Consider the following 12400-nt stretch of genomic DNA (forward strand, 5'->3'; position numbering starts at 1 on the left):
GAGTTCACACCCGTTCCGCACGATCCGCAGACCCGGCCCGCGTCCGCGCCGCCACCCTCGCCCGCTCCCGCTCCCCCGCCGACGGCGCCGCCAGCGCCTCCCGCCGCCATGCGCGGCGCAGCATGCGGCGGACCATGAGCGGGTGGAAGCGGCGGACCGCGGCAAAGTACAGCCGGCCGCGCCGGTTGTGGATCCGTACGGCCGTGCTCAGCGTGACCCGCCCGCCCTCGACGAGCACCGAGGCGCGGAAGTCCAGGTGCCCGGCGTCCCGGCCGAGCAGCAGCTCGGCGCCTTCCTCCGCCACCACCGGGAACGGAAGCACGCCGCGCCACGCGGCCGCGTCCCCGGGCATGCCGGGCCGCAGCGCGATCTGCCACGAGTCGGTGAAGTCCGGCGCCTCGAAGGCACCGCGGCCCAGACTGGCGCCCGCCGGCAGCTCCGCGGCGGTCGCCTTCTCGGACTCCACACGCTGCAGCAGCCGCACCAGCGGGGAGCGGCGCACGGGCCGGGCGACCGCGCCCGTCGCCACCAGCTCGGCGTTGTCGAAGAGCTCCTCGACCACCGTGCCGTGCACCCAGCGGATGGCCAGCACCCACATCAGCCGGTCGGCCGGGCCCATCCGCGACTCCAGCACGTGCCGCAGCCGGCAGCGCCCGTCGTCCAGCGGCTCGACGGCGATCTCGTGGAAGCCGTCCCCGGGCGGCGTGAAGCCGAAGCGGACGCGGCGGCCCGGCTCGTACGCCGTCACCGCGTAGTGCACGGGTCCGTGGCCGCCGACGGCACCGGTCTGCAGCGGCCGGTCGAAGGCCATCGGGGCCCAGGCAGGGCTGGGGAAGACCGGGTCGTCGGGGGCGGAGAGCCGGTCGATCAGGGCACCCACCGCGGCTGCGGGGGCGTCGAGGATCCGCTCGTGGATATTGCGAATCGTCCGCACGATACCTCCATACGCTTGCGTATGGTCACTGACCATACGGTACCGTATGGTCATGCCGCAACGCCGACGTGAGCAGCAGGAAGAGGGCCCCCGGGGCCCCGGGGCCATGCCCGGCAAGCGCCGGTTGAGTGCGCGGGACTGGGCGGATGCCGCGCTCGCCGCGATCGGCGAACGCGGGCTCGCCGGGGTCTCCGTCGAGCCGCTGGCCGCTCGGCTCGGCACCACGAAGGGCAGCTTCTACTGGCACTTCGCCAATCGCGGCGCGCTGGTCGAGGCGGCGCTCGCCCGCTGGGAGGACCTGAGCACCGAAGCCGTCATCGCCGAGACGGAGCGGGAGCCCGACCCCGAGCTACGGCTGCGCCGGCTGCTCGGCTACGCGGTGGGGTCGGCGCCCGCGGATCCGCTGGAGCTGTCCCTGCTCACCGCCGTCGAGCAGCCGCAGGTAGCCGAGGCGCTGCGCAGGGTGACGGAGCGCCGGATCGGCTACGTGGCGGAGGTCTTCGCGGAGTTGGGCTTCGCCCCGGCGCAGGCGCGGTTGCGGGCGACGGCCGCGTATACGACGTACCTGGGACACATCCAACTGAACCGGGCGGTGCCCGGCCTGCTGCCGTCCGGCGCCGACCGCGACCCGTACCTGAACGCCGTGCTGGACACGCTGCTGCGCCGCGACTGACGCGGCTTACCGACGGCTGCCCCGCCCTGTCAGTCCACCCCGCACAGCCGCAGCAGCGCCGCCGTCGCCGCCGCGGCCACCACCACGACCACGAACGGCGCCCGCCGCCACGCCAGCACGCCGCCGACCGCGACGCCCGCCGGCCGCGCGACCCCCGCGAAGCCGCCGTCGTCCAGCAGCGCCTGCGTGCCGACCAGGGCGGTCAGCAGCACGATGGCCGCGACCGTCATCAGCCGCTCGACCCGCGGCTCCAGCCGTACGCGGGAGCGCAGCGCGGGGCCCGCGAAGCGGAAGGCGAACGTGCCCGCGCCCAGCACGAAGACGGCGAACACCAGGGTCGCCGTACTCACGGGACACGCTCCTCGTCGTACGAACCGGCCCCCGGCTCGTCGTCACCGCCGCCCGGTCCACCGTCACCGGGACCCGGCTCGCCGCCCCGGGCCGCCCCGCTGCCCGCCGGCCCTGCCACGGGACCGCCCGCCGCCACCGGACCGCCCGCCGGCTCCCACGTCCCCTCGGCCCCGCCGACCCCCGCCACCGCCAGCCCCGCCAGCGCCAGCAGCACCGGCACCCCCGCCGGCAGGAACGGCGCGGCCGCCAGCGCGACGCCCGACCCCACCAGCGCCGCCCGCCGCGTACCCGCCTCACGCAGTGATGGCAGCACCAGCGCCAGCAGCACCGCGGGGAACGCCGCGTCAAGCCCGAAGGCGTCGGTGTCGCTCACCGCCGTACCGCCCAGCGCGCCGAGCGCCACGCCCACGTTCCAGCAGACGAACAGCCCGACGCCGCATGCCCAGTACGCCGCCCGCCGCCGCTCCGGGTCGCGCTGGGCCAGCGCGAACGCCACGGTCTCGTCGATCATCAGATGGCTGCCGGCGAACCGCCGCAGCCGCCCGCCGCCCAGCGCGTCGCCCACGGTGAAGCCGAACGGCACGTGCCGCGCGTTCACCAGCAGCCCCGCCGCCACGGCCGCCAGCGCCGTGCCACCGGAGGCGACGATGCCGACGAACATGAACTGCGCCGCCCCCGCGAAGACCACCACCGACAGCAGCACCGGCAGCCACAGCGGCAGCCCCTCGCCGACCGCGATGGCGCCGAAGGAGACGCCGACCAGGGTGTCGGCGGCGCAGACGAGCGCGATGTCGCGGGCGAGGTCGCCGCGCAGGGTTCGCCATATCGAACGCATGGTTGCCATGCTGAACATCCGCTAGTCTGTTCGTCAAGCCGAATAAACGACCGGCAGAACGAACAGCGCAGAACGAACAGCGCCGACAGGACGAAGAAGACGACAGAGGGAACGGAGCGCGTCATGGTGCCGAGCGGCGGAGCCCCCCTCGAAGCCATCGCCGCGTCGCTCCAGCGCGAGCGCCGCCGTACGGGGCTGACGCTGACCGAGCTGGCCCGCCGCGCGGGCATCGCCAAGTCGACGCTCTCCCAGCTGGAGTCCGGCACCGGCAACCCGAGCGTGGAGACCCTCTGGGCCCTCAGCGTCGCGCTCGACGTCCCGTTCTCCCGGCTCGTCGAGCCGCCCCGCCCCCGCGTGCAGGTCATCCGCCGCGGCGAGGGGCCGTCCGTGCCGTCCGAGCGCGCCGACTACGCCGCGACGCTGCTGGCCTCCTCCCCCGCGCACGCGCGCCGCGACATCTACCTCGTCACCGTCCAGCCCGGCACCCCCCGCCGCTCGGACCCGCACTCCCCCGGGGTCGTCGAGCACGTGATACTCAGCACCGGGCGCGCGCGCGTGGGCGTGGCGGAGGAGCCCGTCGACCTCGCACCCGGCGACTACGCCTCCTACCCCGCCGACGTCCCGCACGTCTTCGAGGCCCTCTCACCGGACACGGTCGCCGTCCTGGTCTCCGAGCACGACTGACCGCGCGCGGCCCGCACGCCGCCCGCCGCTACGCGGCTGCCAGGTAGCCGTGCTCCAGCAGCCAGTTCACGTTCAGCCGCTGCCCGTCGCCCGGGTCGAGGAACACCGCGTCCAGCTTGATCTGCTCGCCCCCGCCGGGCTGCTCGAACCACGGCGCGACCGCGCCCTGCCAGACCCAGAACGGCTTGGTGACCTGGTACACGCGGTAGTCGCAGGGGGCGTCGGGGTCGCGGGTGTGGAGGTTCTGCGGGGGCAGCGCACGCTCGGCGTAGCGGTCGCCCGCGGGGGCGAGGTAGCCGCCGTACTCCGAGCCGAAGCGGTCGAGCAGCTGCCCGGCCTCCAGCCGCGTCGCCTCCCGGTCGACGCTGCCGTTGACCTCGGCGAAGCCGTCGTTCGGCGGGTACTTCCAGGTGCCGCCGTCGGCCGGGCCCGTCCAGTACTTCTCCAGGAACGCGGCGGGCGTGAGCGAACCGGTCGGCCGCCAGCCCTGCAGCAGCGGGCCGACCCGCGGCTCCCACCGCCCCGGCAGGTGCTCGGGACCCAGCCGGGCGTCGCCGAGGCGCTCGCCGGTGCAGACGGGCTCGGCGCGCAGGGCGGTACCCACCGCGGTCGTGCCCACGGGCGCGGCGGCCCCGTCCTGCGGCGCCGCCGCGGGGACGTGGCGTACGGCCGCGGGGCGGGTCGCCGGATCGGGGTGCCCGGCGGGTGCCGCCGCGGCGGGGAGGCCTCCGGCCAGGCCGGCGGCGGCTGCGACGAGGACGGCAAGTGCCGTGCGTACGGTACGGGTTCGCGTCACGGTGGGGGCCCTTCACGCTCGGCGGTCGGCGGCCCCACCATGATCCGCAGGGCGGGCGGCGGGCCCGCAGACCAACACGCCCGCCACCGCCCGCCCTTCGGGTGAAGAGGAGCGGGCAGCAGGTGTACGTGCCGGGGGCGCCCACCGCGCACGCTCCCGGCGGGCGCCCGCACACCGCCCCGCACGCCTCCCCGCACACCGCCCCGCTACCGCTCCGCACTCACCGCCCCGCGGGCACCCCGCAGCGGCCCCGCGGTCGCCCACCGGCCGCACGAAGGCCACCCGCCGGCCGCCCCGCCGCCCTCAGCCGAGCGGCGGAATCCCCAGGTCCGCGAGGAGCTTGCGCACCCGCCACTCGATCTCCTCCCGTAACGGCCGCACCCGCTCCGCCTCCCAGCCGCGCGGATCCGCCAGCGGCCAGTCCACGTAGCGCTTGCCGGGGAACACCGGGGTGGCGTCGCCGCAGCCCATCGTGACGACCACGTCGGCCGCCCGGACCACCTCGTCCGTCCACGCGGTGGGGAACTCGCCGGAGATGTCGATCCCCCGCTCCCCCATCACGGACACCGCCGCCGCGTTGGCCGCCCCGGCCGGCTCCGAGCCCGCCGACCAGGCCACCGCGCGGTTCCCCGCCAGCCGGGCCATGAGGCCCATCGCCATCAGGCTGCGCCCGGCGTTGTGCACGCACAGGAAGAGCACGACCGGCCGCCCGTCGCCGCTCACCCCCTCGGCCCGGCCCAGCGCGTCCAGCCGCCGGCGCGCGTAGCGCTCGGTGAGCCGAGGGAGGTCGTCCGGCGGAGCGCCGCGTACGGATATGTCACCGTACGCGCCGTACAGGAACCGCTCGATGGTCTCCTCGCCGAACACCCCCTGGAACTCCGCCCGTAACCTCTTGGCGGCCGTGTGCAGTGCGAGCCGGTGACCGGCTCTGGGATCGGAATGTGCCTCGCCCCCGAGGTCGCTCATCGCCGGATTATGGGCCCTGCGGGCCGCGCGCACACCCGGAACGGCTCCGTCACCCCTCTCCGGGAGTGACAAGGGGGGCACGTTCGGCGCTGTACGGGGTAGGCAATGCCGCGGGCGGGCCGGAAGGGACTGCGCACCGCGGCACACCGGAGGAAGCGAAGGACCATGACCGAGGCACCGCAGGGGAACGACCCCTCGACCACTCAGCGGGCGCTGGAGGCACTGGCGACCGACGCCAAGGACCCGGCGGCGCTGCACGCGCTGGCCCACAGCGAGGTCCTCGTGCCCGTGCCGGACGAGAGACCCGGGCCGCCGGAGGAGAGCGCGGAGCAGGAGCAGGCGGGCGCCGAGGAGAGCATGATGCTGCCCGTGATGGAGCAGCCGAACGGCGACCGGCTGGTGCCCGTCTTCACCTCCGAGTCCCGGATGGGGTACGCGCTGCCGTCCGTGGACAAGTACCGCAAGCTGCCGCTGGTGCTCCTGGCCAACGCCTGGCCGTCGGACGAGGTGTCCCTGACCATCGACGCCGGCAGCCCGGGCGCGCTGACGCTGAGCGCAGCGGGCGTACGAACCCTCCTCGGCCGCTCCGGCGGCTGACCCGGCTTCAGAACCCGGCGCCGCTGCCCCGGCGCCTGCGACAGGCACGCACGCCCCCGGAGCCCTCACGGACCCTGGGGCGGACGCCACGCCTCCCGGTACCCGGGGTGGCGCTGGTACGGCAGCGCCAGCGTCGCCACCGCATGGATCATCGCCGTCGCGCCGCCCTCCAGCCGGGCCGCTTCCAGCGCCTCGGCGGGCTCGACGCCCATCCCGGCGGCGGCCTGCTGGGCAAGCCGGCGGCCGGCCTCGTCGGCGCTGACGGACCACCGCTCGCAGTTGTCCACGACCGCCTGCTTGGCGTTCAGCTCGGCGACCTCCCGCTGCCAGTGCTGCAGCCGCCGCCCGACGGCGGTCCTGCGCTCCTCGGCGTACCGGTCGCGGAGGAACGCGACCAGAGCCGCCGCGCGATGGGCCGGCCCGGGGAGACCGTTGTTCGTGTCCGCGGCGCTGACTGTGCACACCTCCACATGTCGGGGCCCCCGTACATCAGCGTCGCGACGCGGAAAGGTGTCACACCGCACACGCCGCGGCGGGCGCTTCCGCGTGGTGCGGAGGCGCCCGCCGCCGGAGGTGCCGCGGCCCGGGCGGCGTCAGACGAGGGACCGGGACCGGTCGGTGCACAGCGCCCAGATCACGAAGACGCCGATGGCGATGTTCACGATCGCCCACACGGGCTGGTACGGCAGCCACGCGAAGTTGGCGATCACCGCCAGGCCGGCCAGGGCGACGCCCATCAGCCGGGCCCACTCGTTGCCCCGGAGGATGCCCAGGCCCGCGAGGGCGACGACGACCCCGAGGATCAGGTGGATCCAGCCCCAGGTCGTCAGGTCGAACTTGTAGACGTAGTCGCCCTGCCGGGCGTACACGTCGTCGTGGGCGATGCCCGCGACGCCCTGGAGCACGGCGAGGACGCCGTAGATGAGCATCAGCACCCCGGCGAACACCGCGCCGCCCGTCGCCCACGGGCTGCCGCCGCTGCTCGACGGGTGCTGGGGGCTCGACGGCGCGGTGCCGCGGGAGGAGGCGGTGGGCGTGGTCATCGGAACACACTCCTTACCGAGGGCCACCGTGGGTGGCCAGGAATCTCAGCATCGCGCCGGAAGGGTGGGCGGACGAGCCGTGTAGGCCGAACGGGTGACGCCCCCGGGCTGCTCAGCGCCGCCGCGCGCCGCCCTCCGGCTGGTCACCGCCGCCGTGCTGCCCTCCCCCGCGCCGCGCTGCGCCGCCGTGCAGGAGACCGCCGCCCTGCCGCTCGCCGAGCGCCCGCCGCAGCCGCCGGCTCAGCGCGGTCGCGGCGGCGGTCAGGAACACGAAGCTGTACGTGATCTGCCCCATCACCAGGATCCGGGCCGTCTGCCCACGCGCGGTGATGTCCCCGTAGCCGACGGTCGCCACGGTCGCGACCGTGAAGTACAGGGCGTCGACCCGGGTCCGCAGTCCGTCGAACTCCCCCGTCTGCCGGGCGATCGAGCTGTACGCGGCGGAGAAGACGAGGAGCGAGGCGATCATCAGCAGCGGGATGGTGACCCCGGGACGGGCGTGCGGCTCGTCCCTCAGCACCGCCCGGATCTCGCGGAGCAGCAGCACGGTGACCGCGCCCAGCGCCAGCACGAAGAGCGTCCAGCTCAGCTCGGGGCGCTCGGCACCCAGCAGGTGCAGGGGCAGCAGGAAGTACGCGACGACCATGATCGCGACGGGTACGGCCTCGCGCAGCCAGGGGAGCAGGGGGTCCCGGCGGCGCTCCTGCCCGGGGTCCTCGCCACCGTCCCCGCCACCGTCCCCGGCGCCGCCGTCCCCGTCCCCTTCCGCTTCCCGCCCGACCTTCATGCCCGTAGGACGACGATCGCCTCGTCGGTGTACGCCAGGAACGTCAGTGTCTCGTGCAGGTAGAGCTGCACGGTCTTGGCGTCGTGCGCCGTGTACCCGATCGCCAGGTCCTCGCCGAGGCGCAGCTCGAAGTCGCCGCCGCGGGTGGACAGCGCGAGGCCGCCGGTCATCGCCGGGGCCCAGATCAGCTCCCCGTCCAGCAGCCGCGAGATGTGCTGGGCGACCGGATAGCCGTGGTCGGCGGTCTCGCTCACCGCCGTGTACGCGTCCGCCCCCAGCAGCAGCGAGTACGGGCCGTCCACCCCGGCCAGCCGCAGCGCGGAGAGCGCCTGGCTGACGGTGTCGGGGTAGTCGCGCACCTCGGCGGGCAGGCTCAGCTCGGGCAGCGAGCTGCGGCTCCGCAGGCCGTCGACGCCGGCGGCGGCGTACCCGTCGGCGATCATCCGGTCCTCGGCGAACGCGGCGGTGCGGGCGGCGTCCTTCACCGGCTGCCAGTCGGAGTCCTGGGAGCCGCGCTCCACGTCGTCCACGGCGTCGCGGCTGACGGTGAACGGCACCCGCAGCTCGATCAGCGGCTGCGCCGCCCGCAGCCGCGCGGTCGCGCCGGGCGCGGGCGGGGCGATCTCCTCCAGGTGCCCGGTGCCGACGGCGGCCAGCTCGGGGCCCTCGGGCCCGGTGACGTCGACGACGCGGCGGCCGGCGACGTGGCGGCGGAAGGTGCGCCGGGCCTCCTCCTCGATCGTGGCCCAGGCCGCCTCGGTGACGGGAGCGAGTTCACGGTGCAGGTTGTTCATCGTGCGGGTGCTCCTTTGAGGCCGCCGATCCCCAGCGAGCCGTCGCCGGCGGCCGGAGGGTCGGGTACGGGGTCCAGGGCGACGGGGTCCGGGGCGACGGTGGCCGCCGCGCCGAGGGCGGCGGGCAGGGCGGGCAGGTCGTCGAGGAAGCCGGCCGCGGGGGCGAAGAACAGGCAGCCGGTCACGGCCGTGGAGAAGTCCAGGATCCGGTCGTACGTCCCGGGCGGCCGGCCGAGGAACATGTTCTCCAGCATCTCCTCCAGCACCCCGGGCTCACGCGCGTAGCCGATGAAGTACGTGCCGAACTCGCCGTCGCCGACGGAGCCGAACGGCATGTTGTCCCGTACCACCTGGCGCTCCTCGCCGTCCGGGCCCGTGACCGTGTTGAGCGCGACGTGCGAGTCGGCGGGCTGCACGCCCTCCGGCAGCTCGGTGTTGCCGAGCTTGGTGCGCCCGATGACCCGCTCCTGCTCCTCGGTGCTCAGCGCCTGCCAGGCGTCGAGGTCGTGCACGTACTTCTGCACCATCACGTAGCTGCCGCCGGCGAACCGCGGGTCCTCGGCGCCGGTGAACACCGCGGCGCCGGCGGCCCGGCCGACCGGGTTCTCGGTGCCGTCGACGAAGCCGAGGAGGTCGCGCATGTCGTAGTACTTGAAGCCCTGCACCTCGTCGGCGACCGCGACGGCGTCGCCGAGCCGCGCGCGCAGCCGCCTGGCCAGCTCGAAGCAGAGGTCCATGCGCCGGGAGCGGACGTGGAAGAGCACGTCGCCGGGGGTGGCGACGGCGCGGTGGTGTTCGCCGGCCAGCTCGCGGAACGGGTGCAGGCCGGCCGGGCGCGGGCCCTGGAAGAGCCGCCCCCAGACGGCGGCGCCGATGCCCGCGACGCACGTCAGATCGTCGTCGGGGGCGCCGAAGCCCACGGCGCGCTGGAGCGCGGGGAGGTCTTCGAGTGCGTCGCGGACGGCCTCCTCACCGCCGGGCGCGACGGTGACGACGAGGAACACCGCCGCGGTCGCGGGCGGGGCCAGCACGGGCTGGGGTTCGGGCACGGTCCCTCCTGCTCACGGGGGCATTCGTGACGATACGGGACGTACCAGGCGGCGCAATCCGGCGGTGGCCCGCATACACCCGCCCGTGCCGCGGGGGCCGTTCGGCAGGTCGTACGGGATGCCGCGCGCCGGTCGTACGGGATGCCGGGCGGGAGCCTGGCGGAGACATGCGGCCGTGCGGGGTGTCGTGCGAGATGTCACCCGACCGGCGCACGCCGCGCCGCAGCGGCCGGGTGGCGCGGCGGCGCCGGTGTTACGACGGAGGACAGGCCCTCGGCACGAGCGGCCCGGGTCCTACACCCACAGAGAGGCCCATCATGTCGCAGCAACTCGCCCTCTCGGTCGACTTCGGCGGAGGGTTCAGCGATGCGTTCTCCAAGCTGATCGGCTTCATCCCGAAGCTGATCGCCTTCCTCCTCGTCCTGGTCGTCGGCTGGCTCGTGGTCAAGCTGATAGCCAAGGCGCTGGGGAAGATCCTGGACCACGCGGGCTTCACCAGGCTCGCGGAGCGCGGCGGCATCGGCCGCGCGCTGCAGAACTCGAAGTACGACGCCACCGGGATCGTCGTCAAGATCATCTACTACACGCTGATGCTGTTCGTGCTGCAGCTCGCGCTGAGCGTCTTCGGCCCGAACCCGGTCGGCTCGCTGCTCACCGAGCTCGTCGCCTGGCTGCCGAAGCTGCTGGTCGGCGTGGTGATCATGATGGTCGCCATGGCGGTGGCGACGGCGGTGCGCGACATCATCGGGAGCGCGCTGAGCGGCACGTCGTACGGCAGGACCATGGCGACGATCGCCTGGGCGTTCATCATCGGGCTCGGCGCGGTCGCCGCGCTCGGGCAGGCCCGGATCGCCACGGCGATCACCGGCCCGCTGCTGATCGCGGTGCTCGCGGCGGCGGCCGGGATCCTGATCGTCGGCGTCGGCGGCGGCCTGGTCGTGCCGATGCGGGCGCGCTGGGAGCGCTGGCTGACCACGGCCGAGCAGGAGTCGGTGAACGCGCGGGAGAGCGTCTCGGCGTACCAGCGGGGCCGCGCGGACGCGGCCGGGCAGCCGGCGGGCCAGGAGTACTCGGGGACGGCGCCGCCGCGGGCGGACGAGGGCGACGACATGCGGTGACACGGGGCGGGCCCGTCGGCCGGAGCGCGGCAGCGCCGCCGGCCGGCGGGCCTTCGCGTTGCCGCGGGGGGATGGCCCGTACGGGCGGGGGCGCGGCCCGTAGCGCTCGGAAGCCGCCCGTCGGCTACTGCTCGGCCGACAGCAGGTCGTATTCGCGGATCAGCCAGCAGACCGCCGTCAGCCGCAGCACCGCGAAGTCGTACCCGACCGGCTCGCGCCAGTCGCTCTCGGCGAGCACGTCGGTGAAGCCGACCACGTAGTCCGTGAGGTCCTCGCGCCGCATCCGCTGCGGCGCGCAGACGCGCTCGATCCGCTGCGGCAGGAGGTCGTGCCAGGGGCGGCGCTGCCGGGGCACCAACGCGTCGCGCACGGCGGCCGCGTGCTGGTCGACGGCCGCGACGAGCCCCGGCTCGAAAGCGAACTCCGACAGCCGGGGCAGGTACCTGGCGGCGACGGCGGTCAGCGGGCAGCCGACGGCCTCGTCCTCGGGTCCTCCCACGTTCACCGGTCGACTGTAACCCGGATCCGGCGGGCCTCCGGCCGTGACGTACGTCCCAAGCACCCCCGCCCGTCCCGCGGGCGGTGTTTCCAACCCGGCGGTCCGCCACTATGCTCCGGCAACGCATGGGAGCGCTCCCAGACCCGCACACCCCCCACCCGGAGACCCGTCTCCGGCAGACGCGACAAGGACGGACCACCATGCGCGCACGCATCCCGCACCGATGGCAACGCACCGCCCTCGCGGGCCTCCTCGGCGCCGGCCTCGCCTTCGCCGGGCTCGCCACCGCGGCCCCGGCGGCGGAGCCGGACACCGGTGCGCACGCCCCGGCCACCGCCGCCCAACTGCCCGGCCCGCTGTACGTCGACCCCGACTCCCAGGTCCGGCGGTGGACCGCGGCCAACCCCGGCGACTGGCGGCAGCCGGTCATCGCCGACCGCATCGCCTCCCAGCCGCAGGCCCGCTGGCTCTCCCAGTACAACCCCGGCACCGTGCAGCAGGAGGTCGCCGGCTACATGTCCGCCGCCGGCGACGCCCTGCCCGTGCTCTCGGTCTACGGCATCCCCAACCGCGACTGCGGCGGCGCCAGTTCCGGCGGCGCACCCGACCTGCCCTCGTACCAGAACTGGATCCGGCTGATCGCCGACGGCCTCGGCGGCCACCCCGTGGTGATCATCCTGGAGACCGACGCGCTCGCCCTGGAGGACTGCCTCGACCAGGCCGGCCGCGACGCCCGGCACGCGGCGCTCCGGGAGGCCGTCACCACCCTGAAGTCCGCCGGCCCCGAGACCCACGTCTACCTCGACGGCGGCCACTCCGCCTGGCACTCCCCCGCCGACCAGGCCGCCCGGCTGTCGGCCTCCGGGGTCGCGGAGGCGGACGGCGTCTTCACCAACGTCTCCAACTTCCGCACCACCGCGGAGGAGATCGCGTACGGCAAGCAGATCCTGGCCGCCGTCGGCGACCCGGACCTGAACCTGGTCGTGGACACCAGCCGCAACGGCAACGGCTCCAACGGCGAGTGGTGCGACCCCTCCGGCCGCGCCCTGGGCGCCGACCCGACGCTCGCCACCGGCGACGACGCCGTCGACGCGCTGCTGTGGGTCAAGCCGCCCGGCGAGGCGGACGGCTGCGCGGCGGGGGCGGGGCAGTTCGTCCCCGACCTGGCGTACGCGCTGGCGACCAACTGATCCTGCGCGCCACCGGCCCGGCTGTTCAGCCGGGCCGGTCCGGGTCGGCCGCCACCGACCCGGACCGGCCCCGGCTCTCAGGGG

16 protein-coding genes are annotated in these 12400 nt (G+C 75.1%); 5 read left to right on the top strand and 11 right to left on the bottom strand.

What is annotated here, in order from left to right; genetic code table 11:
- Nucleotides 1–4 precede the first annotated feature (4 nt).
- A complete protein-coding gene (locus LG396_RS08795; RefSeq protein WP_225794301.1) occupies nucleotides 5–934 on the bottom strand; it encodes a DUF2867 domain-containing protein in 930 nt (309 codons plus the stop codon).
- A gap of 106 nt (nucleotides 935–1040) precedes the next feature.
- Between LG396_RS08795 and LG396_RS08800 the strand changes: the two genes are divergently transcribed.
- Nucleotides 1041–1607 (top strand): TetR/AcrR family transcriptional regulator, encoded by a 567-nt coding sequence (locus LG396_RS08800; RefSeq protein ID WP_225794565.1) that lies wholly within the window; start codon nucleotides 1041–1043, stop codon nucleotides 1605–1607.
- 29 nt (nucleotides 1608–1636) lie between these two features.
- Here LG396_RS08800 and LG396_RS08805 read toward each other — a convergent pair whose 3' ends face one another.
- Nucleotides 1637–1957 carry an AzlD domain-containing protein gene (locus LG396_RS08805; protein ID WP_225794302.1) on the bottom strand — a complete coding sequence of 107 codons (321 nt, stop codon included), beginning with the start codon at nucleotides 1955–1957 and terminating at the stop codon, nucleotides 1637–1639.
- Nucleotides 1954–2793, bottom strand: coding sequence for an AzlC family ABC transporter permease (locus LG396_RS08810; RefSeq protein ID WP_225794303.1), 840 nt, complete (start codon nucleotides 2791–2793; stop codon nucleotides 1954–1956). The genes LG396_RS08805 and LG396_RS08810 overlap by 4 nt, the downstream gene beginning before the upstream one ends.
- A gap of 123 nt (nucleotides 2794–2916) precedes the next feature.
- Between LG396_RS08810 and LG396_RS08815 the strand changes: the two genes are divergently transcribed.
- Nucleotides 2917–3477 carry a helix-turn-helix domain-containing protein gene (locus LG396_RS08815; protein WP_018853994.1) on the top strand — a complete coding sequence of 187 codons (561 nt, stop codon included), beginning with the start codon at nucleotides 2917–2919 and terminating at the stop codon, nucleotides 3475–3477.
- Between the two features lie 28 nt (nucleotides 3478–3505).
- Here the strand turns inward: LG396_RS08815 and LG396_RS08820 are convergent, their stop codons facing one another.
- Together LG396_RS08820 and LG396_RS39195 are read right to left on the bottom strand one after the other, a co-directional pair.
- Nucleotides 3506–4273, bottom strand: a complete 768-nt coding sequence (locus tag LG396_RS08820) for a TNT domain-containing protein (protein WP_037749093.1) — start codon at nucleotides 4271–4273, stop codon at nucleotides 3506–3508.
- A gap of 303 nt (nucleotides 4274–4576) precedes the next feature.
- A complete protein-coding gene (locus tag LG396_RS39195) occupies nucleotides 4577–5239 on the bottom strand; it encodes an arsenate reductase/protein-tyrosine-phosphatase family protein (RefSeq protein WP_037749096.1) in 663 nt (220 codons plus the stop codon).
- Nucleotides 5240–5404: 165 nt separating this feature from the next.
- Here LG396_RS39195 and LG396_RS08830 point away from each other — a divergent pair, with 165 nt between their 5' ends.
- Complete coding sequence (locus LG396_RS08830; protein ID WP_018834467.1) at nucleotides 5405–5836, top strand: SseB family protein; 432 nt, start codon at nucleotides 5405–5407, stop codon at nucleotides 5834–5836.
- Between the two features lie 65 nt (nucleotides 5837–5901).
- On the opposite strand, the gene LG396_RS08835 is transcribed toward LG396_RS08830, so the two are convergent.
- From LG396_RS08835 to LG396_RS08855, 5 genes are all read right to left on the bottom strand, one after another.
- Complete coding sequence (locus LG396_RS08835) at nucleotides 5902–6300, bottom strand: DUF6221 family protein (protein WP_225794304.1); 399 nt, start codon at nucleotides 6298–6300, stop codon at nucleotides 5902–5904.
- Between the two features lie 129 nt (nucleotides 6301–6429).
- The gene (locus tag LG396_RS08840; protein ID WP_018834465.1) at nucleotides 6430–6879 is read right to left on the bottom strand and encodes a DUF7144 family membrane protein; all 450 of its coding nucleotides are present in this window, start codon (nucleotides 6877–6879) and stop codon (nucleotides 6430–6432) included.
- A gap of 112 nt (nucleotides 6880–6991) precedes the next feature.
- The gene (locus tag LG396_RS08845; protein WP_225794305.1) at nucleotides 6992–7666 is read right to left on the bottom strand and encodes a potassium channel family protein; all 675 of its coding nucleotides are present in this window, start codon (nucleotides 7664–7666) and stop codon (nucleotides 6992–6994) included.
- Nucleotides 7663–8460 carry a family 1 encapsulin nanocompartment shell protein gene (locus LG396_RS08850; protein ID WP_225794306.1) on the bottom strand — a complete coding sequence of 266 codons (798 nt, stop codon included), beginning with the start codon at nucleotides 8458–8460 and terminating at the stop codon, nucleotides 7663–7665. The genes LG396_RS08845 and LG396_RS08850 overlap by 4 nt, the downstream gene beginning before the upstream one ends.
- A complete protein-coding gene (locus LG396_RS08855) occupies nucleotides 8457–9509 on the bottom strand; it encodes a Dyp-type peroxidase (RefSeq protein ID WP_225794307.1) in 1053 nt (350 codons plus the stop codon). Before LG396_RS08855 ends, LG396_RS08850 begins: the two co-directional genes overlap by 4 nt.
- A 317-nt stretch (nucleotides 9510–9826) precedes the next feature.
- Between LG396_RS08855 and LG396_RS08860 the strand changes: the two genes are divergently transcribed.
- Nucleotides 9827–10627 (top strand): mechanosensitive ion channel family protein, encoded by an 801-nt coding sequence (locus LG396_RS08860; protein ID WP_225794308.1) that lies wholly within the window; start codon nucleotides 9827–9829, stop codon nucleotides 10625–10627.
- A gap of 124 nt (nucleotides 10628–10751) precedes the next feature.
- Here the strand turns inward: LG396_RS08860 and LG396_RS08865 are convergent, their stop codons facing one another.
- On the bottom strand, nucleotides 10752–11132 hold the full coding sequence (locus LG396_RS08865; RefSeq protein WP_018834460.1) for a DUF6401 family natural product biosynthesis protein: 381 nt from the start codon (nucleotides 11130–11132) through the stop codon (nucleotides 10752–10754).
- A gap of 194 nt (nucleotides 11133–11326) precedes the next feature.
- Here LG396_RS08865 and LG396_RS08870 point away from each other — a divergent pair, with 194 nt between their 5' ends.
- Nucleotides 11327–12316 (top strand): glycoside hydrolase family 6 protein, encoded by a 990-nt coding sequence (locus tag LG396_RS08870; RefSeq protein WP_037749109.1) that lies wholly within the window; start codon nucleotides 11327–11329, stop codon nucleotides 12314–12316.
- The last annotated feature ends 84 nt before the right edge of the window (nucleotides 12317–12400 follow it).

The organism is Streptomyces aculeolatus (assembly GCF_020400605.1).
Classification (GTDB): Bacteria; Actinomycetota; Actinomycetes; order Streptomycetales; family Streptomycetaceae; genus Streptomyces; species Streptomyces aculeolatus.

Coding starts and splice junctions, on each gene's coding strand:
- LG396_RS39195 (WP_037749096.1), bottom strand. CDS start 5,239: ATGAGCGACCTCGGGGGCGAGGCACATTCCGATCCCAGAGCCGGTCAC.
- LG396_RS08860 (WP_225794308.1), top strand. CDS start 9,827: ATGTCGCAGCAACTCGCCCTCTCGGTCGACTTCGGCGGAGGGTTCAGC.
- LG396_RS08830 (WP_018834467.1), top strand. CDS start 5,405: ATGACCGAGGCACCGCAGGGGAACGACCCCTCGACCACTCAGCGGGCG.
- LG396_RS08810 (WP_225794303.1), bottom strand. CDS start 2,793: ATGCGTTCGATATGGCGAACCCTGCGCGGCGACCTCGCCCGCGACATC.
- LG396_RS08840 (WP_018834465.1), bottom strand. CDS start 6,879: ATGACCACGCCCACCGCCTCCTCCCGCGGCACCGCGCCGTCGAGCCCC.
- LG396_RS08850 (WP_225794306.1), bottom strand. CDS start 8,460: ATGAACAACCTGCACCGTGAACTCGCTCCCGTCACCGAGGCGGCCTGG.
- LG396_RS08815 (WP_018853994.1), top strand. CDS start 2,917: ATGGTGCCGAGCGGCGGAGCCCCCCTCGAAGCCATCGCCGCGTCGCTC.
- LG396_RS08800 (WP_225794565.1), top strand. CDS start 1,041: ATGCCCGGCAAGCGCCGGTTGAGTGCGCGGGACTGGGCGGATGCCGCG.
- LG396_RS08870 (WP_037749109.1), top strand. CDS start 11,327: ATGCGCGCACGCATCCCGCACCGATGGCAACGCACCGCCCTCGCGGGC.
- LG396_RS08845 (WP_225794305.1), bottom strand. CDS start 7,666: ATGAAGGTCGGGCGGGAAGCGGAAGGGGACGGGGACGGCGGCGCCGGG.